Annotated in this window: 15 protein-coding genes; 6 read left to right on the top strand and 9 right to left on the bottom strand. The window is 53.7% G+C overall.

What is annotated here, in order from left to right:
- Positions 1-33: 33 nt before the first annotated feature.
- Positions 34-1383 carry an NADP-specific glutamate dehydrogenase gene (gene gdhA / locus ACZ5DH_RS04710; RefSeq protein ID WP_464255984.1) on the top strand — a complete coding sequence of 450 codons (1350 nt, stop codon included), beginning with the start codon at positions 34-36 and terminating at the stop codon, positions 1381-1383.
- Between the two features lie 456 nt (positions 1384-1839).
- Here gdhA and pdxR read toward each other — a convergent pair whose 3' ends face one another.
- The gene (pdxR, locus tag ACZ5DH_RS04705; RefSeq protein WP_464255983.1) at positions 1840-3267 is read right to left on the bottom strand and encodes a MocR-like pyridoxine biosynthesis transcription factor PdxR; all 1428 of its coding nucleotides are present in this window, start codon (positions 3265-3267) and stop codon (positions 1840-1842) included.
- Positions 3268-3431: 164 nt separating this feature from the next.
- Here pdxR and ACZ5DH_RS04700 point away from each other — a divergent pair, with 164 nt between their 5' ends.
- On the top strand, positions 3432-4400 hold the full coding sequence (locus ACZ5DH_RS04700) for a DMT family transporter (protein WP_464255982.1): 969 nt from the start codon (positions 3432-3434) through the stop codon (positions 4398-4400).
- A gap of 163 nt (positions 4401-4563) precedes the next feature.
- On the opposite strand, the gene ACZ5DH_RS04695 is transcribed toward ACZ5DH_RS04700, so the two are convergent.
- Complete coding sequence (locus ACZ5DH_RS04695; RefSeq protein ID WP_464255981.1) at positions 4564-5451, bottom strand: LysR family transcriptional regulator; 888 nt, start codon at positions 5449-5451, stop codon at positions 4564-4566.
- Between the two features lie 122 nt (positions 5452-5573).
- Here ACZ5DH_RS04695 and ACZ5DH_RS04690 point away from each other — a divergent pair, with 122 nt between their 5' ends.
- Positions 5574-5855, top strand: a complete 282-nt coding sequence (locus tag ACZ5DH_RS04690; RefSeq protein WP_464255980.1) for a hypothetical protein — start codon at positions 5574-5576, stop codon at positions 5853-5855.
- Between the two features lie 193 nt (positions 5856-6048).
- Here ACZ5DH_RS04690 and ACZ5DH_RS04685 read toward each other — a convergent pair whose 3' ends face one another.
- The 7 genes from ACZ5DH_RS04685 to ACZ5DH_RS04655 all read right to left on the bottom strand — a co-directional run bounded on the left by ACZ5DH_RS04685 (position 6049) and on the right by ACZ5DH_RS04655 (position 16103).
- Positions 6049-7272 carry an LL-diaminopimelate aminotransferase gene (locus ACZ5DH_RS04685; RefSeq protein ID WP_464255979.1) on the bottom strand — a complete coding sequence of 408 codons (1224 nt, stop codon included), beginning with the start codon at positions 7270-7272 and terminating at the stop codon, positions 6049-6051.
- A 15-nt stretch (positions 7273-7287) separates the two neighbouring features.
- On the bottom strand, positions 7288-8151 hold the full coding sequence (gene dapF / locus ACZ5DH_RS04680; protein ID WP_464255978.1) for a diaminopimelate epimerase: 864 nt from the start codon (positions 8149-8151) through the stop codon (positions 7288-7290).
- Between the two features lie 366 nt (positions 8152-8517).
- Positions 8518-10710 (bottom strand): glutamine synthetase III family protein, encoded by a 2193-nt coding sequence (locus ACZ5DH_RS04675; RefSeq protein ID WP_464255977.1) that lies wholly within the window; start codon positions 10708-10710, stop codon positions 8518-8520.
- A 54-nt stretch (positions 10711-10764) separates the two neighbouring features.
- Positions 10765-11103 (bottom strand): P-II family nitrogen regulator, encoded by a 339-nt coding sequence (locus ACZ5DH_RS04670; RefSeq protein WP_464255976.1) that lies wholly within the window; start codon positions 11101-11103, stop codon positions 10765-10767.
- Positions 11104-11129: 26 nt separating this feature from the next.
- Positions 11130-12335, bottom strand: a complete 1206-nt coding sequence (locus ACZ5DH_RS04665; RefSeq protein ID WP_464255975.1) for an ammonium transporter — start codon at positions 12333-12335, stop codon at positions 11130-11132.
- Between the two features lie 659 nt (positions 12336-12994).
- Positions 12995-14596 carry a sigma-54 interaction domain-containing protein gene (locus tag ACZ5DH_RS04660; protein WP_464255974.1) on the bottom strand — a complete coding sequence of 534 codons (1602 nt, stop codon included), beginning with the start codon at positions 14594-14596 and terminating at the stop codon, positions 12995-12997.
- Between the two features lie 172 nt (positions 14597-14768).
- Positions 14769-16103: a UDP-glucose dehydrogenase family protein gene (locus ACZ5DH_RS04655; protein ID WP_464255973.1), complete on the bottom strand. Its 1335-nt coding sequence runs from the start codon at positions 16101-16103 to the stop codon at positions 14769-14771.
- A gap of 170 nt (positions 16104-16273) precedes the next feature.
- Here ACZ5DH_RS04655 and ACZ5DH_RS04650 point away from each other — a divergent pair, with 170 nt between their 5' ends.
- Genes ACZ5DH_RS04650 through tsaE form a run of 3 tightly spaced genes read left to right on the top strand, consistent with a single transcriptional unit; the run spans position 16274 to position 18779 of the window.
- Positions 16274-16645: a holo-[acyl-carrier-protein] synthase gene (locus tag ACZ5DH_RS04650; protein WP_464255972.1), complete on the top strand. Its 372-nt coding sequence runs from the start codon at positions 16274-16276 to the stop codon at positions 16643-16645.
- Complete coding sequence (locus ACZ5DH_RS04645; RefSeq protein ID WP_464255971.1) at positions 16645-18306, top strand: NAD(P)H-hydrate dehydratase; 1662 nt, start codon at positions 16645-16647, stop codon at positions 18304-18306. The genes ACZ5DH_RS04650 and ACZ5DH_RS04645 overlap by 1 nt, the downstream gene beginning before the upstream one ends.
- Entirely contained in the window at positions 18294-18779 is a 486-nt protein-coding gene (tsaE, locus tag ACZ5DH_RS04640) for a tRNA (adenosine(37)-N6)-threonylcarbamoyltransferase complex ATPase subunit type 1 TsaE (RefSeq protein WP_464255970.1), read from the top strand. Before ACZ5DH_RS04645 ends, tsaE begins: the two co-directional genes overlap by 13 nt.
- Positions 18780-18817: the final 38 nt, after the last annotated feature.

Below are 18817 nucleotides of genomic sequence, written 5' to 3'. Positions count from 1 at the left end.
AATCCTGACCCATCCCCCACAAGGAGAACGACGATGTCCTACGTGCAGCGCGTAATCAGCAATCTTCAGGACAGATATGCCTACGAGCCCGTATTCCTTCAAGCTGTACAAGAAGTGCTGCATAGTTTGCAGCCCGTATTGGACAAAAATCCTCAATATGAGCGCAATAAAATCCTTGAACGCCTTGTTGAGCCGGAACGCACCATTTCTTTTCGTGTGCAGTGGGTCGATGACAACGGTCAGGTACAGATCAATAAAGGCTTCCGTATTCAATACAGTTCTGCCATTGGCCCCTACAAGGGCGGCTTGCGTTTTCACCCCAGCGTGAACCAGGGAATCCTGAAATTTTTGGGATTTGAGCAGATTTTCAAAAACTCCCTCACTGGCCTTGCCATCGGTGGCGCTAAAGGTGGCGCGGATTTTGAACCCAAGGGCAAATCTGAGATGGAAGTCATGCGGTTCTGCCAGGCTTTCATGAGCGAACTGTACCGCCATATCGGAGCCACTATTGACGTGCCCGCCGGCGACATTGGCGTGGGCGGACGCGAAGTGGGCTATCTTTACGGCCAGTATAAGCGCCTTACCCGCAGCTACGAAGGTGTGATTACGGGCAAGAATCTGCTTTTTGGCGGATCATTGGCGCGTACCGAAGCTACGGGATACGGGGCGGTTTATTTTGCGCAGAGCATGCTCGACGCCAGGGGAAAAAGCCTTGAAGACAGAACATGCGTGGTTTCCGGCGCTGGCAACGTGGCCATCTATTGCTGCGAAAAACTGTATCAGGTTGGCGCCAAGCCCGTCACCGTGTCTGACTCACGCGGCATGATTCATGACCCTGAAGGCATCAAGGTGGACGTGCTCAAGCAGGTCAAAGAAGTCGAGCGCGCGTCCTTGAGTCGCTACGCGGAAATTGTCCCCTCCGCCGAGTACACCCCGGTGAGCAGCTATCCTGAAGGGCGCAATGCCGTGTGGTCAGTACCCTGCTTTGCGGCCTTCCCCTGCGCGACGCAGAACGAACTGAACCTTGAAGACGCCAGGACGCTGCTTGCCAATGGCTGCCAGTGTGTGGCTGAAGGCGCAAACATGCCCTCCACCCTGGATGCGATGCACGCTTTTCTTGATGCGGGCATTTGTTATGGCCCCGCCAAGGCGGCCAACGCGGGCGGCGTTGCCACCAGCCAGCTTGAAATGGCCCAGAATGCCAGCATGCAAAGCTGGTCTTTTGATGCCGTTGACAACAAACTTCGCCAGATCATGAATAATATCTACATGAATGCCGCTGAAACGGCAGCGGAATTCGGCGCGCCCGGCAACCTCGTTGTTGGCGCGAACATCGCTGGCTTCTGCAAGGTGGCTGATGCCATGGTGGCACAGGGCGTCTAACAGCCAGCCCCCATTGCACGGACTGTCATAAGCCGGAGGCCCCATGGGCTTCCGGCTTTTTATATGTGTCCTGTAGTGAGGAGTGCCACGTTGAAATGCTTTGTGGGGGAGGAGACCCTTTTGCAAAAGGGTCTCCTCCCCCACGCCCCCACCCCCTAAAACTCTTATTGTATTTTAGAGCAATTTCACTAGCGATGCTGTCGCCAGCCGTAAGGCTTTGCTGCCGCGAATACAGCACTGCTATTTACCTGCGCGGTTAAGCGCCGAGGCGAGCGCATCGTAAGCTTTGAGAAAGTACATTCCTCAAAGGTAATCTGCTCTAGTAGAGCACAACGAGTTTTCTGATCTGAAGTTGGGGACAGAGACTGCATCTTCAAAGCATCGCACCATCGCAGAGTTTATCTGCTTGAGCATCTGCAAAGCCTCGCTGCCATGCACATTGGGGGGGCAACAGCCTTAAAGACATAGTGTTTTTTTAATAACTTCGAGGCCGCGTGAAATTTCTTCATGCGTCAGGTGTGAATAGCCAAGAATTATCTCGTGGGCATGACTGCCGTCACCGCTCAAGGAATAGCGCTCCACCGGATACACCTTCACACCCTTGCCATAAAGTGTTTCCGTCACCGCATCCGTAAATACAATGCCCGAAAAGTTGGCCACAAGGTGAAGGCCTGTCGCCTGCCCTTTGACTGTCACCGCCATGCCAAAATTTTTTGCCAGGCACTGCAGCAGATGACTTCTTTTCCGGGCGTATATTTTCTTCATTTTCCAGATATGTCGCTCAAGTCCGCCCTGTCTGATGAATGCTGCAAGGGCATACTGCGAAAGAGCATCGGTGTGCACATCCATGTATTTCTTTTCTCTTTTCCAGTCGTCCAGCATGCTCTCTGGTATGAGGGCAAATCCGAGACGTAAGGCGGGGGCAAAAATTTTGCTGAAAGACCCCAGGTAGATCACCATTTCAGGGTCAAGCTCATAAAGCGCACTTGTGGGCGCGCCTTCATAGCGAAATTCGCTGTCGTAATCGTCTTCAACCACTGCGCAGGACATTTCGCGGGCAAAGCGCACGAGGGCCTGACGGCGCTGAATGGGCAAGATCGCGCCCAAAGGGTATTGATGGGACGGCGTTGTATATACAAAAGCCACGTCTGGCTTGGGCGTTGAGAGAATTTTCTGTAGGGCCGACACATCCATGCCTTGTCCGTCAACGCCAATACCCTGCACGCGAAGCCCCGCGCGGTTCACTACCGCCGCCATTCCTGTATGGGCGGGATCTTCCACAAAAACGACATCACCCTTTTTGCGCAGCAACCGGGCAACAAGGCTCAACCCCTGAGTCGAACCCGATGTTATCATGACACGGTGCGGTGAGACCCTGATCCCCCGCATTCTGAAAAGATATGCCGCTATGGCCTCGCGCAGGTCCCATACGCCTTCCGGGTCGCAATAACGGAAACAAGCTGAAGGCAATGATTCACTGACACGGGCGTAAATTTTTGCCCACTCCCTTTTGGGGAAAGCCTCCAGATCCGGGATGCCTGAACGAAAACTGATATGGTCGCCGTTCTGCTCTTTGTCCGTATGACGTTCATCAGGCCCGGTCCGGGCGGCAGTAGCTGCGGCAGGCGTGCGCGACATGACGACAATGCCCCGCGCAACCCTTGTGCCCGATCCCTGACGGGTTTCCAGATATCCTTCCGCAATCAACTGGTCATAGGCTTCCAGAACAGTACTTCGCGCAATGTCCAGGTCTTTGCCAAGCGCCCTGCTGGACGGCAGTTTTTCTCTTTCACACAGATCGCCAGAAAGAATTAAAAACTTTATTTTTTCGTATAGTTGTCGCGAAACAGGTATTTCGCTCATTCTGTCAGGGACGAACCACATGTATGCTCCATGAAAAACTGGTATGGCGATATTTATAAAAAAGTGGATCTTTTAAATACCAGTTTGTTGTCTATACATGGAGCACAGCGTGGGGGCAAGAAGTCTCGACGCAACGCTGTGGAATAAAACCACGCGCCGAAAATCAGTTCCACTGGATAATTTTGATGACAATCAAACAGACACGTCAGGTGAAAATGAACAGACAAATGAAAGCGTACTGCCATCTTGCCATGGCCATGACCATTGCTGGCAGCGCGGTTGTAGCGGGAAAAATAATTGTTTCGGACATTCCTGTCTTTCTGGCTGCTGAGCTGGGCATTGCCTTCAGTCTTCCCTTTCTGCTTTTTCCCTGCCTGCGGCGGCACAAAGGCGCGTGGCCCTCAAACCGCAAAACGCATATGATCCTTTTTATTCAAGGGCTTTGCGGGGTTGTTCTTTATCGCATTTTTATGTTTTGGGGGTTGAAGTATACATCGGCAACGGCGGCAGGGCTTATCGGCAGCACAGCACCGGTACTTATTGCTTTACTGGCGTTCCTGCTGTTGCGCGAAAAGCTGCCCGGATACCGACTTATCGGTGCGGCATGCGTCTCCATCGGCATTATTGCCATGAATATCATGCCATTCTTTGAAAACGCAGTGGAGGCCGGGTCCGCACTGCTTGGAAACTGCCTTGTGTTGGCAGCTATCCTTTGCGAATCCTTGTTTTCCGTTATGAGTAAGTCCCTGTACCAGCCGATGTCTGCCCTGCTCCGCACCACCTTGGTTTCACTGTATTCCTTTGCCTGCCTCTTGCCACTGGCTCTGTATGATGCGGTTGATTATGATTTTGCGCGCATAAGCACTTCTTCTGTGTTGTGTGTGGGATATTATGGCTTTTTTGTTTCATTTCTTTCGTATGTGCTTTGGTTCAAGGGAGTTGCCAATGTACCCGCCGGAATTGCAGGGGCATTTACAGGATTTGTGCCGCTGAGCAGCGTGTTTTTTTCCTGGCTTGTTCTGCATGAGCATATAAGTCTGACGCACTGGCTTGGCCTTATATTTGTTTTGGCCGGAATATCCTTTTCCTGTGCTTCAGATACTCTGCCGCGTATGAGTGCGTCGCGCATCAGAAAGGCTCAAAAAGGTACATAAGAAAATCTGCCATCATATCAATAAATACTGGATAGCTGAGAGAAATGTATCTGCTCTTGGCTGACGGCATAAGGCAAAAGTAAGACTGCCAGTTGACGCCACAGTTTTTGCAGGAAGTATGGAGAAGAATGGCAGACCGCTCTCTGTCGCTCATCCAAAAAAATTAATTTTTCCGATAGGTAGTTAGAAACATGATAAACTGTTGTAAATGTTCTGGACCATTCTCTGCATTTGGCCAGACTGCTTCAAAATTAAGAGTTATCTCTCTGTCTTTTTTGTCCATCAGTACATAGATTCCTCGCTGCGGAAACTGTATTTTTGATTTGGGCAAAACTGCCGCTCCAAGGCCCAATGCAGCCCATTCTTCCAGCACCTGATATCCCAGAGCTTCACCAGGATATTCATTCAACTTTCGTCTATGCTTTCTGAAAAGAGCACGGGTAGCCTGAGCCAATCCACAAACATCGGGTACCATGACAAAGGTTTCTTTAGAGATGTCTTGGAGGCTAACCGTCTCTCCACCCTTTGGCCAGTCGGCACCTCGCGGGATAAAGCACAGTGGTTCCTCATAAAGAGAAACGGCTCTCCAAGATGGTTTATGCACACCTGCAATGCCGAACACAAAGTCCAAAAGATTTTCGTCAAGCATTCTGTACAGATCTTCCATATTTTGCTCGTGCAGTAAAATTTCTACCCCAGCATGTGTTTCTTTAAAATTTTCTAACATGGGGGCAAGCCAATCCGCCCGCAACAATGGTGAAATTCCAATCCGCACGGTTTTTCGGGAATATTCTGCAAAATTTCTGGATTCATGCAGCAGCTCTGCCTGAGCGCCAAGAATTTTTTCAATAAACGGCAAAATGTGCGCGCCAAAAGAAGTCAAAGAAACTGTGCGCGTAGTGCGAGTAAACAAACGCGCTCCAAATTCATGCTCAAGCTGCGCGATTGCATTGGATAATGTGGGTTGCGTCACATAGCACTGCTCTGCAGCCGAAGTAAAGGAACCTTTTTCTGCAACTGCTTTCACATATCTGAGCTGATTAAAATTCATATCTATAGCCTTTATAAATAAGTATAATGTGAAAATAAAATTTAACAATGGATATTTATATCTATATTGTTCGTACAACAGCATTTACGCTGAAAACACGCTTTTTTTCAAGGAGAAAAACAATGGCTTATCTGGAAATTACCTTGCAGGTATCAAATGTGAACCGTTCGGCCGCTGCTGGCGTGTACAGTAAGTATAAGGATCCCTTTTTGAAGCAGATTAAGGGAGCAGTATCAAAAGAACTGCTTATCCGTGATGAAGACGTGCAGGTATTGCACAAATTCGCCACTGAAGCAGACGCGTATGCATATCTTAAAAGCGACCTTTTTAACCAGGATGTGGTAAAAGGCCTTGCTCCTTATTTGGCTGCAGAACCTGAGATGCGCATTTATGATGTAGTGTAGCAAGTCGTCAATTTTGCGTGCAATGCGCTTTGTAAAAAGACTGTCAGCCTGTAATGACGTCGAACTTTATAGCAAGAATATTTTTTATAGGCAGAACAGTTGACGATACAGAATAACTAAAAACCACCTGCAATTATGCAGGTGGTTTTTAGTTATTAAGAAGCAGACTGGCCTTATTGCAAGGCATCCCCTATCACCACAAACCACGCAGTCGCTTGATTGCTTCTTCCGTGTCCTCGGGCGAACCAAAAGCGGTCAGCCGCACATACCCTTCGCCGGATGCGCCAAAGCCGGCGCCAGGCGTGCAGATCAGGCCAGCCTGCAATAATTTGTCAAAGAATCCCCAGGAATCCGTATCGCCTGGCACGCGCACCCATATATAGGGAGCGTTCACGCCGCCATATACGGAAAGACCTGTTTCGCTTACGGCAGTACGCAACATGTCGGCATTACGCTGATATCCTGCGATCACGCCCATGATTTCCTTGTGCCCCTGCTCGCTGTACACAGCCTCGGCCGCTCGCTGAACTATATATGGGCAGCCGTTATACTTGGTGCACTGACGGCGATTCCACAGGGCATTGAGCCCGATCTTGCCACCCTTGCCGTCGCTGACCTGCAAGGCCTTCGGCACTACGGTATAGGCGCAGCGCAGGCCGGTAAACCCGGCCGTTTTCGAGAAACTGCGAAATTCAACGGCCACTTCCTGCGCACCTTCAAGCTCATAAATGCTGTGAGGCACATCAGTGTCAGTGATAAAGGCTTCATAGGCAGAGTCGTACATAATGACGCAGCCTTCACGTCTGGCATAGTCAACCCATCCCTGCAAGGCCTCCCGCGAAAGCACCGTTCCGGTGGGGTTATTGGGATAACAAAGGTAGATCAGATCCGGCCGCACCTTGGGAAAGTCAGGCACAAAGTCGTTTTCTTTCACGCACGGCAGGTAGACGATATTGCTCCACCGCTTGCCTTCCATTTCTCCAGAGCGGCCAGCCATCACATTGGAGTCTACATAGACGGGGTACACCGGGTCGGTGACAGCCACAAGGCTGTCCTGAGCAAAAAGCTCCTGAAAGTTGCCCACATCGGGCTTTGCGCCGTCACTGACAAAAACCTCATCGGCATTCAGGTTCACGCCGCGGGCTTTATAGTCATACTCAATAATAATGTCGCGCAAAAAGGCATACCCCTGCTCGGGCCCGTAGCCATGAAAATGCGCGGCATCGCCCATTTCATCCACTGCCTTGTGCAGCGCGTTGATAACGGCTGGCACAAGGGGACGCGTAACATCGCCAATGCCCAGGCTGATGACGCGCTTGTCGGGGTTCGCCTCCTTGAAGGTCTCCACCTTGCGGGCAATATCGGCAAAAAGGTAGTTGCTTTGCAGCTTGAGAAAATTTCTATTTACAGTAGTCATTTATAGCCTCTGTGATCAGATATAATATTCGCCGGCAAAGACGGTTACTGCTCCGCCGGTCATGTACACGCGATTGCTGCTTTCATCCCAATGGATTTGCAGTGTTCCGCCCTTGAGTTCCACCTCGACGTCGCGCCCGGTATAGCCATTGAGTACGCAGGCAACAGCAACGGCGCACGCGCCTGTTCCGCAGGCCAGCGTTTCTCCCGCGCCGCGCTCCCACACGCGCATGCGGACCTTGGTAGAAGAGATAACCTCGACAAATTCCGTGTTCGTGCGCTTGGGGAACAGGGGGTGGTATTCAAAATCCGGCCCGATTCGGGGCAAATCCAGATCATCAATGCCCTTCATGAATATAACGGCATGCGGGTTGCCCATTGACACGGCCGTGATTTCGTACAACTGGCCGCTCACATCCACGAGGCGAGCCACAAAGCGCTGCTGGCCGCCGTCTGTCGAGGCCTCTGTGAGCACGGGAATCTTTGCGGGGGTCAGTTCGGGTTCGCCCATGTCAACGGTAGCGCCGCAGACTTCACCAGCCTCAAACAACAGGCGCACAACCTTCACTCCTGCGCCGGTCTCGACCGTGGTCACATCTTTAACCTGAATGCCGTGATCGTACACGTATTTACCAACGCAACGCACTGCGTTTCCGCACATTTCCGCTTCAGAGCCGTCAGCGTTGAACATGCGCATACGCACATCGGCTGAAGCCGAGGGTAAAATAAGCACAAGTCCGTCTGAACCGACTCCAAAATTGCGGTTGCTAATTTTCCGGGCAAGTTCGCCAGGACTGTCAACGCGCTCTTCAAAGCCATTGACATAGACATAATCATTGCCGATGCCCTGCATCTTCGTAAAGCGCAATGCCGCAGCCATATATTTCTCCTTTCCTATCAAAATCAAAAGCGTACAACGTCCACAAAAAGACATCATTGACTATATAATGAATCATTAAAGTATTCTGAATCAAAATAAAAGTAAATATGGGGCTTACAACGCCACATGAAAAAGGCGGAGAGCCGCCAGACTCTCCACCTTGTGGCCACGGGCCTCGCCGTCCGTTGCGGCGAACGGCGAGGCCCGTGGCTCCTTGCGGCTTACCGCAAGGGCCGATGACAGGGAGACCACCTTCCCCCCCGGGATGAGACTCCTGCCATCAACTTTCTGGAAATGCTCTACGCGTCACAGTCCTCCGTGCGGTTGAACGGTATGGGACGCTCACTGTGCATCAACACTGACGCCTTAATGCACCCACAGCAGTTCCGCATACTTGGGCAGCACCCACAAGGTGTCGTCCACAATGCCTTCAAGGGCATCGGCATGTTCGCGGCACTTGTGCATGGCCGTAAGGATGCAGTCACGCGCGGCCTTGGCTTCTTCAAGGGGGCCAGGGGTTTTGTGGGTTTTGGCAATGGCCGCTTCCAATTCGACAGCGGCCTGTTGCAGAGCCACAATATGATCCCGCAGGGTGTTGAAGTATGCCTCTTCAGCATCAGCGCCCTTTTCACCAAGTACGGCGCGGGTTTTGAGCACCACATCGGCGGCATTGGCCTGGGCCTCTATGCACTGGGGCAACACTGAGGTGCGCAGCATATCAAGCATGAGGTTGCCCTCAATGCAGATGGTTTTGCAGTAGTTTTCAAGCAGTATTTCCTGACGTGAAATTATTTCGCGTTCAGTAAGGATGCCGTGGCGCAGAAAAACATTCATGACTTCCGGATCACTGTAGTGCTCCAGAGCTGTTACTGTATTGTTATGGTTGGGGAGACCGCGACGGGCAGCTTCCTCAGCCCAGGATTCAGCATAGCCGTTGCCATTGAACACCACAGGCATATGCTCTTTGAAGAGACGTGGCAGCAGTTCCTGCAGGGCGGAGTTCAAATCCGTGCCGGCAGAGACGGAAGCCTCAAGCTCGGTGGCAATGTCGTCCAGAGCGCAGGCCACAGCGGCGTTGAGCACGATGTTTACGGGCGCCACGGACTGTGATGAGCCAACCGCGCGGAATTCAAACTTGTTGCCGGTGAAGGCAAAGGGGCTCGTGCGGTTACGGTCGGCAAGGTCCACGGGCAAGGGCGGCAGGGTCGACACGCCGACCTCCATAAAGCCGCTCTTCTTGTTCTTGGAGCCGCGTCCATTCATTATGCCCTCAAGCACATCAGTCAGCTGCTCGCCCAGGTACACGGACAGGATGGCCGGGGGCGCTTCGTTGGCGCCAAGGCGATGGTCGTTGCCCGCGCCCACAGTTCCGAGGCGCAGCGCCGTGCTGTGCTTGTGCACCGCGCGCAGGACGGCGGCCAGAAAGACCAGGAACTGCGCATTGTCCTGAGGCGTCGTGCCGGGGTTGAGCAGGTTCTGGCCTTCGGAGTCTCCCATGGACCAGTTATTGTGCTTGCCGCTGCCGTTGACGCCAGCAAAGGGTTTTTCATGCAACAGGCAGATAAAACCATGCCTGCCCGCCAGGTGACGCATCATATTCATGGTAAGCATGTTGTGGTCGCAGGCGATATTTGCCTCTTCATACACGGGCGCAAGCTCGAACTGGCCGGGGGCCACTTCGTTATGCCTGGTCTTGGCGGGAATGCCCAAAGCCAGCAACTCTTTTTCAACGTCCTGCATGAAGCTCATGACACGACCGGGAATGGCGCCGAAGTAATGGTCTTCCATCTCCTGCCCCTTGGGAGAGGACGCGCCCAACAGGGTGCGGCCTGCCAGCATCAGGTCGGGACGCAGAGCCGCAAGATTCTTATCCACCAGAAAATACTCTTGTTCCGGGCCTACCATGGCCCGCACGTAGCTGGCCGACTGGTTGCCGAACAGACGCAGAACACGCAGCGCCTGCCTGGACAGAGCCGAGATGGAGCGCAGCAGAGGAATCTTGCGGTCCAGGGCTTCGCCGGAATACGAATAGAAGTATGTGGGGATGTGCAGTGTGGCCCCGTAAGGAGCGGGAATTATGAACACGGGAACAGAAGGGTCCCACGCGGTGTAGCCACGGGCCTCAAAGGTTGAGCGAATGCCGCCGGACGGGAAGGAGGACGCGTCAGGCTCGCCGCTGATAAGCATCTTGCCTGAAAACTCGCTGATAACCTGACCATCTGACGTGGGCGACAAAAAAGCGTCGTGCTTTTCAGCCGTAAGGCCGGTCATGGGATGGAACCAGTGCGTGTAGTGGGTTGCGCCATTTTCAATGGCCCAGTCTTTCATGGCGTTGGCCACGACATCGGCGATCTCGGGATTCAGGCGTTCACCGTCGCGAATGGTCTTGGCCAGCTTGCGGTATACGTCCTTTGGCAGACGCTTGCGCATGGTGGAAAGGCCGAATACATAGCGGCCAAAACCCTCTTCAGCGCCGCACTCGGCCTCATCCTTGCTGGAAGGTATAACAGGAGCGGTGTTTATCGCCTTGAACAAAGCCTTTTTACGGGGGGAACTCATATGTTTTCTCCTTTATCCTTTAAACGAAAGTTAGTGCCATTCAGGGGGCAACTCTTACAGAGCCGCATCGCCGCGTTCGCCTGTGCGGATGCGAATGGCATCCTCCACATCGCTGATGAAAATTTTACCGTCGCCAACCTGGCCTGTCTGGGCCGTGGATATTACCGCATTGACCACAGATTCCAGCATTTCCTCATGCAGTACGACTTCAACCTTTACCTTAGGCAGGCAGTCCACCTGCATGATGGTCCCCCTGTACACTTCTGTATGACCGCGTTGGCGTCCAAAACCTTTGATTTCGGTATAGTTGAGGCCATGGATTCCCAGTTCCGAGAGCACATCCCTGACTTTTTCAAACATGCCGGGCCGGATGATAATTTCGAGCTTTTTCATGCTGTTGTTCCTTTTTACGGCAAGCCTTACATATTGTAGCCGCGTTCATTATGTTCACCGAGATCAAGGCCCGTAAATTCTTCTTCAGGCGCAATGCGCAGGCCGACGATAGCGTTCACGACATAAAGGATCACGCGAGTGGCAATGTACACAAATACCCAGGTGCCGATGATGGAGACCAGCTGAATCCAGGCCTGATTGGGGTTGCCGTAGAAGAGTCCATCCACATTGTTGACGGCGGCGCTGGCGAAAAGGCCGGTTGCAAGCGCGCCCCATGTACCCCCGGCACCGTGAATGCCGACTACGTCAAGGGCATCGTCATAGCCAAGCCTGCCCTTCAGGAACACGCCGCCGTAGCACACAAGACCACCGATGAAGCCGATAAGCATGGCGGGCAGAACTTCGACATACCCCGCGCCAGGTGTGATAGCCACCAGCCCGGCCAGCGCGCCCGAAATTGCGCCGAGACTTGTGGGCTTGCCAGTGTGCTTCCATTCAATGAGCATCCAGCCGAGAATGCCGCAGGCAGAGGCCATATGCGTTGTCACAAGAGCCTGCCCGGCAAGGGCGCCGGCGGCCAGTGCGCTGCCAGCATTGAAACCGAACCAGCCGAACCAGAGGATACCGCCGCCAAGCAGGGTCAGGGGCAGACTGTGCGGGCTGTGCTGCGTTCCGGTGGACAACCGGGGTCCAAGAGCCTGAGCGCAGGCCAGAGCCGCAGCGCCGGAAGACATGTGAACAACCGCGCCTCCCGCGAAATCAAGAGCGCCCATGGAGCCCATCCAGCCGCCGCCCCACACCCAGTGAGCCATGGGGGCGTATACGCATATGAGCCAAAGTCCAGAAAAAAGGAGCATGGCGGAAAAGCGGATGCGCTCGGCGTACGCGCCTGAAATCAGGGCCACAGTAAGTACCGCGAACATGCACTGAAAACCCATGAAAACAGTGTGCGGCAGTTGAGGGGCCATGGGGGCGGATTCACCGCCGACTCCCTTCAAAAAGAGGTAATTGAGGTTGCCGATCAGTCCGCCCACGTCGTCGCCAAAAGCCAGGGTGTACCCCACAAAGGCCCACAGGACAGAAATGAGTCCCAAACAGGCGTAGCTGTGCATATGCGTGGAAAGTACGTTGCGTGCGCGAACCAAGCCACCGTAAAAAAGAGCCAGAGCCGGGGTCATTAGCATGACCATAGTGGCGCAGATAATGATAAATGCGGTATCCGAGGCGTTCATACGGGCATCCTTGATCTTTACGGCCTGCCCAGCTCCATCGCATGAAAATTTTCAGTTGATGCAGCAGCGGCGTACCGTGTTGGCTGAACCTCTTTGGCGGATCGGCGCCAGATCCGCCACAACGACACAATGCCGTTGCCAGTACATACCCTCTTAGGCATTATCCATGCCAAAGGCGGAAACCGCTTATTCAACTTCAAATAATGCACCAATATAAAACAATATTTTTTCAAAACAGACGATTATTCACCGCGCTACCCCACTTTATGCCCGCTATTTTTTTACAATTTGGTAGAAAATTTTTATCCCTGGGCAAAGGCTCGTACGCTCCAAAGGGGGTGCCATACAAAAAACTAATAATATAGGAATGATATATGGATATTTCAAAAAAAATACATTTGCGTTGATTTTTACATAAAAAAGGACTCAACCAGTGTAAGAAAAGCTAAAAACCTGAAACAGCAAGCTGTCTCAGGCTTAGCAAGAGCCTTTACACGGAGGGCAATAAAATTACGATAATGTAGATTTTGTTTTTGGCGGTTCTTCGCGCTGATTGCACTCGCCAAAGGGAAAAGTGAGGGAAAAGCTGTCTAATATCTTATTTTACTGTAATAAAACCCAATGCATACAAATCACACGAAGGGTTTGCCCCAGACCTTTTATATGCGCTCCCGCTTGAGCCGGAAATCCTTGTAGCTGATACCATATTTTTTCATGCGCAAAGCCATTATTCTTTCCGTCAGCCCCAGACTGGCTGCGGCCTTTCCCATCTGCCCCTGGCTGAACTCAAGAGCCTCAACAATGGAGGCGCGCTCCAGTTCGTCAAGCTGATCCTGCAAGCTGCCGGAAAATCCCGGTCGCAGTGTACACACATTTTCTCCGTTTACAGTGGTACAGTGGGCACCGTGCAAAGCGGGCGGCAAGTGCTGGGGCAGCACAAGCCCTTCACGGCCAAGAAGAAGCACTGCCCGCTCCATTACATTTTCCAGTTCCCGGATATTGCCCGGCCAGGCGTAGCGTTGCAGCATATCCATGACGGCCAGGGAAAGACGCACATTTTCACGCCCATTGGTTTGCGCGAATTTTTTGATGAAATGGTTGGCAAGAGGCAGGATATCCTCTGGACGGCCACGCAGGGGTGGAAGGTATATGGGAAAAACATTGAGGCGATAAAAAAGGTCCCGGCGAAAAGTTTCCTGGTTGACCATATGCTCAAGATTTCGGTTTGTTGCGGTAATAAAACGCACATCAACATAATGCGTTTCCATGCCGCCCAGGCGTTCAAACGCTCTTTCCTGCAAAACTCGTAGAAGTTTGGCCTGCGTCATGAGCGAAAGCTCGCCGACCTCGTCCAGAAACAGAGTGCCGCTATTGGCCAGTTCAAAGCGGCCCTTGCGTGTTGCGTTGGCCCCTGTGAACGCGCCGCGCTCGTGCCCGAAGAGTTCGCTTTCGATAAGACTTTCAGGCAAGGCCGCGCAGTTGAGCGAAATAAACGGCTTGCTGGCGCGTGTGCTGCCAGCGTGTATGGCCCGTGCCGCCAACTCCTTGCCCGTACCTGATTCGCCTTGCAAAAAAACCGTTGTTGCAGATGGCGCAACTTGGGCGATCTGCGCATAAACTTTTTGCATTCCTTCAGAATTGCCTACAAATCCTCTGGGGCGCAATGGCGAGGAGGTTTCCTCATCCATTCTGCCCTGGGTTTCCAGGGCAGAATGCCCCAGCAAGGTGGAGACAATAGTCAAAAGGCGCATTTCATCTTCAAGCGTTGCCTCGTCCACCAGCAAATGGTCGACAGACAGCGCGCCCACCACCTGATCGTTGAGCCGGATGGGAACGCAGATGAAAGATATCCCTTCTTTCCCCAAATCCCGTGAGCGGGTGCGGTTAAGAAAAAGCGGTTCTTCAGACACATTGGAAATATACATGGGACGGCCACTTTCAATAACCCGGCCCGTGATGCCCTCGCCCCGCACGTAACGGCCGCGACGAAGCTCGGCGGGCTTGAGGCCATAGGCCGCTTCTGTCCTTATTTCACCAGTATGCGGAGAAATGAGCGTAATGGCGCCGCGCATCATATGCAGATGGCCCGCCATGAGCGAAAGAGCCTTATTCAGCGTCTGCACAAGGTCCGTAGTGCTGTTAACTACCTGGGCGAGATCAAAAAGCAGCCTGAGCTGCTGCTCATGATGGTCGCCCACAGAATCAGAAAGATGGAGCGCTTGCGCAACGCTTTCTTCGAGGGGAGGAGTGGTTTTACTCATGTGCCCAATATACTCCACCAATGCGGGTCATGCAATTGGCCAAAGGAGGGGGTGAAACAGCTCTGACAGAGGATCCAAGGGAACATCTCGTCGAAAAACCGAAAAAAGGGCTGAACACTATGGCCAGCCCTTTTGGTTGCTATACAGCTTTCATATGACAATTCTTTGCCAGCTAGGCGTTTGCTCTTCCTATGCAGAAATAGGCAAAACCATGGGCAGCCATAGACGCCGGTGAATACAGATTGCGCCCGTCAAAAAGCAGCGGCGCAGTCAAAAGGTTGCGCACTTTTGCAAAATCCGGGTTACGGAACTGGTTCCATTCGGTCACGACCATCAGGGCTTGCGCGCCCTGGCAGGCCGCATACTGGTCGTCCACTATTTCCACCAGTTTGTTGTCAGCAAAAATCGCGCGCGCATTGTCGGAGGCAACGGGGTCAAACGCCCTGATTTTCATCCCGCGGGATGTCAGTTCGTTGATGATGGTGATGGCGGCCGCTTCGCGCATATCATCTGTATTCGCCTTGAAGGCCAGCCCCCACATGGCCAGGGTCTTGCCCGCCACGCCGCCCTGGGGCGCAAAATACTCTTCAACGCGGCTGGCCATGTGTTTTTTCTGCCGGGCGTTCACGGCTTCCACGGCATTGAGCAGTTCCGGCCTTACGCCCGCATTTTCAGCAGTACGGATAAGCGCCTTTACATCCTTGGGAAAGCACGAACCGCCATACCCTACGCCAGGGTATATGAACTGGTAGCCGATGCGGGAATCTGATCCGATTCCGGTGCGTACATCACGCACGTCCGCCCCAACGCGCTCGCAAATGGTGGCAATTTCATTGATGAATGAAATTTTTGTGGCCAGCATGCAGTTGGCTGCATACTTGGTCATTTCGGCGCTGCGCACGCCCATGACAATAATTTTGTCGCGGGTGCGGGCAAAAGGCGCATAGAGTTCGCGCATGAGCGTGGCGGCTTTTTCCGAATCTGTGCCGAGGACCACGCGGTCGGGCTTCATGAAGTCGGAAATGGCGTCGCCCTCTTTCAGAAACTCGGGGTTTGAGACCACATCGACATGCAGATCCACGCCGCGCCCGGCCAGCTCTTTTTCAATAAGGCCGCGCACCTCGTCTGCCGTGCCCACCGGTACGGTGGATTTGTCCACCACGACCATGTCTTTCTGCATATGCCGGCCGATTTCACTGGCCACCTGGCGGACATAGCTCAGATCGCAGGAGCCATCGGGCTGCGGCGGCGTGCCGACGCAAATAAACGCGCACTCGGCCTCCGCAATGCCTTCCGCAAGCGAGGTGGTGAAGGTCAACCGGCCATCGGCACGGCTGTGGCGCACCATGGGTTCAAGGCCCGGTTCGAAAATATGCACAGAACCAGCGTTCAGCTTGTCAACGACAGCGGGGTTAACATCAACGCAGGTCACAGTATTGCCCATTTCAGCGAAGCAGGCGGCACTCACCAGGCCCACATAGCCGGTGCCAATAATGCACAATTTCATGTATATTCTCCCTGTATTCAAAACAGGCCGTACCCTTGACGTTATAACCGGGAACGGGTCAAAATAGTTCGTCGAATGGCAGCGTATACGATATTTTTTTTCATTGGGCAACCAGCGCTCCAGTGGCAAAAGCCTCGGCACACAAACCTTTGCGCAGCAGCGAGGATAAAATGATAGTAGGCATGGGCATCGACATCGTTGATCTTGCCCGTATGGAAAAAAGTCTTGGCCGTTTTGGCCTGCGTTTTGCCGAAAAAATTCTGGGCCCGGAAGAACTGGCTGGCCTGCCCGGGCATCCTCTCAATTATGTGGCCGGACGCTTTGCCGCCAAAGAAGCGGCCGTCAAGGCTCTGGGCACGGGGTTCAGCCAGGGCATCGGGCCTGATCAGGTGGAGACGGTTTCCGGTCCGGGCGGCAAGCCGCATTTGCTGCTACACGGCAAGGCATTGCAACGGGCCCGGGCCATGGGCGTTACCCGCAGCCACGTGTCCATCAGTCATGACCGCTCTTCGGCTGTGGCCGTGGTGGTTCTGGAGAGCTAATGAGTTATTCTTCCACGTCCTCCTTTCTCTTGTCTCCCCTGCCCTTTCCCCAGGAAATTCGCGCCTGGGATAAGGGAGCAGAGGCTCTTGGGCTTCCCGAAATGCTCCTGATGGAAAACGCCGCGCGCGAGGCTTTTGTCGTTCTGCGCCGCCACTGTCCGGATATTGCCGGCAAGGTTGTCTGGCTATTTATGGGAAACGGCAATAACGGGGGCGATGCAGTCTGCCTTGCGCGCTACCTCCTTGATGCGGGCGCGAAGCCTCTTGTGCTGCATACAAAAGCGCAAAGCCAGCACAAAGGGGCCAGCGCCCGACACCTGAAGGTGACCAGGGCCGCTGGCGTGCCCTTTTACCAGCTGCGGTACAGACAAAACCGCTGGAATCTGCCGCATCATGAACTGCCGCATCTGATTGTAGACGGCCTGCTCGGCACCGGTTTTCGCGGTCCACTGCGTGCCGATGCCTTAGCACTTGTAGAAGCCATAAACGAACTCGCACAAGGGCGTTTGGTGATGTCTCTGGACATCCCTTCCGGACTGGACGCCTGCACGGGCAAGCCAATGCCGGTTGCGGTACGGGCAACATGCACAGTCTGCTTTGCGGCCGGAAAACCCGGGCTGGCCCTGCCCGAAGGCAGGCAATGGACTGGCTCTGTGCATGTGCGCGATATCGGCATACCAACGAAGGTGCGCGATGGCGGGCACTGCTCCAGCTACCTGCTTGACGGCCGCTGTCTTACGCCCCTTGCGCTGCCGTCGGGCTTGCCCGAGAACAGCTTTAAAAACACTTTCGGCCATATCCTGATTCTGGGTGGCGCGCCGGGCTATGGAGGCGCGGCCCACCTTGCCGCCCGCGCGGCTCTGCGTACTGGCGCGGGGCTGGTGACAGTGGCCGCTCCCGCTGATGCCGTTGCCGACATCAAGTGCGGCTGGCCCGAAATCATGACGCTGGCCCTGGAGAACACAGGGCCCCATTGGCCGTCTGACATTTCGGCCAGGCTTTGTTCTTTAATGGAAAACTGCACTGCCGTGGTGATCGGACCGGGAATGGGGCGAGGGAAAGACAGCGCCGAGTTTCTGCATGTCCTGCTGGAAGCACACCGGCCGCCTACGGTTTTTGATGCCGATGCCTTGGCCTTGTTCTCTTATGAGCCCAAGCTTTTGGATAAAGTTCGCAACGAGGATGTTCTTACGCCGCACCCCGGCGAGGCGGGTATGCTCCTTGGCGAATCGGCCCAAGTCGTTCAGGGGGACCGATGGGCGGCCCTGGATAAACTGTGCGCCGCAAGTCGCGGCGTCAATGTGCTTAAAGGGGCTGGCACCATGGTGCGACAATCCGTTGGCCCCACATTGATTTGTCCGTATGATGTCCCTCAGTTGGCTGTGGGTGGATCGGGCGATGTGCTGGCCGGCTGCATAGGCGGATTGCTGGCCTCCCGGGCGGACGTACTGCGTGAATGCAGCGCTGCCCTGCCCTGGAATTGCCATTCAGCCTTATTGGCGTCCGGCATGGGCGTAGCCCTGCACGCCCTTGCCGGACGCAGCCTGGCCGGGCAATGGCCATTGCGCGGAAATACCGCAACAGCGACAGCGGATGCACTGCCTCATGTGCTTCATACCATTCAGCAAAACCAGGAAGATACTTTTGCATGGCCCCGATAATACTTTACAGCCTTGAGGATACGGCCTGCTTTGCAAAAATGCTTATGACGGCCGTAAGTGCCGATGCAAAAACAAGAACTCTTCTGTTGCATGGAGACCTTGGCAGCGGAAAAACCACGCTGACACGTTTTATGGTGCTGTCTTTACCGGGAGGGTCAGAAGCTGAAATAGCAAGTCCTTCTTTTACCCTATGCAACCATTACGCAACAATACCACCAGTTCTGCATTGCGATCTTTACCGGTGTGCCGGATCTTTGCCGGAAGAACTTTTTGAAGCACTGGATAACCCGAAGGTTTTAAATATAATTGAATGGGCTGAATTACTGCCCGAGCAGGACAGACCCGAAGAATATCTGGACATCACATTAAAGTCATGCGAAGAAGGTCGATTACTGACGATACAAGCACACGGCTCCCGGGCCGAAGCTCTGTTACGTCATTTGCGCGGTCAATGGCCCATGCGCAAAGCCTGAGGCTGGGGTCCGGCCGAGTTTCGCGGCTGGCCTGTTGT

This window comes from Desulfovibrio simplex (assembly GCF_055387835.1).
This window is presented reverse-complemented; position numbering and strand designations above follow the sequence as displayed.

What these genes read in the sequence shown, in the direction of transcription:
- gdhA (WP_464255984.1), top strand. Translation starts at nt 34, where the DNA reads ATGTCCTACGTGCAGCGCGTAATCAGCAATCTTCAGGACAGATATGCC.
- pdxR (WP_464255983.1), bottom strand. Translation starts at nt 3,267, where the DNA reads ATGTGGTTCGTCCCTGACAGAATGAGCGAAATACCTGTTTCGCGACAA.
- ACZ5DH_RS04700 (WP_464255982.1), top strand. Translation starts at nt 3,432, where the DNA reads ATGACAATCAAACAGACACGTCAGGTGAAAATGAACAGACAAATGAAA.
- ACZ5DH_RS04695 (WP_464255981.1), bottom strand. Translation starts at nt 5,451, where the DNA reads ATGAATTTTAATCAGCTCAGATATGTGAAAGCAGTTGCAGAAAAAGGT.
- ACZ5DH_RS04690 (WP_464255980.1), top strand. Translation starts at nt 5,574, where the DNA reads ATGGCTTATCTGGAAATTACCTTGCAGGTATCAAATGTGAACCGTTCG.
- ACZ5DH_RS04685 (WP_464255979.1), bottom strand. Translation starts at nt 7,272, where the DNA reads ATGACTACTGTAAATAGAAATTTTCTCAAGCTGCAAAGCAACTACCTT.
- dapF (WP_464255978.1), bottom strand. Translation starts at nt 8,151, where the DNA reads ATGGCTGCGGCATTGCGCTTTACGAAGATGCAGGGCATCGGCAATGAT.
- ACZ5DH_RS04675 (WP_464255977.1), bottom strand. Translation starts at nt 10,710, where the DNA reads ATGAGTTCCCCCCGTAAAAAGGCTTTGTTCAAGGCGATAAACACCGCT.
- ACZ5DH_RS04670 (WP_464255976.1), bottom strand. Translation starts at nt 11,103, where the DNA reads ATGAAAAAGCTCGAAATTATCATCCGGCCCGGCATGTTTGAAAAAGTC.
- ACZ5DH_RS04665 (WP_464255975.1), bottom strand. Translation starts at nt 12,335, where the DNA reads ATGAACGCCTCGGATACCGCATTTATCATTATCTGCGCCACTATGGTC.
- ACZ5DH_RS04660 (WP_464255974.1), bottom strand. Translation starts at nt 14,596, where the DNA reads ATGAGTAAAACCACTCCTCCCCTCGAAGAAAGCGTTGCGCAAGCGCTC.
- ACZ5DH_RS04655 (WP_464255973.1), bottom strand. Translation starts at nt 16,103, where the DNA reads ATGAAATTGTGCATTATTGGCACCGGCTATGTGGGCCTGGTGAGTGCC.
- ACZ5DH_RS04650 (WP_464255972.1), top strand. Translation starts at nt 16,274, where the DNA reads ATGATAGTAGGCATGGGCATCGACATCGTTGATCTTGCCCGTATGGAA.
- ACZ5DH_RS04645 (WP_464255971.1), top strand. Translation starts at nt 16,645, where the DNA reads ATGAGTTATTCTTCCACGTCCTCCTTTCTCTTGTCTCCCCTGCCCTTT.
- tsaE (WP_464255970.1), top strand. Translation starts at nt 18,294, where the DNA reads ATGGCCCCGATAATACTTTACAGCCTTGAGGATACGGCCTGCTTTGCA.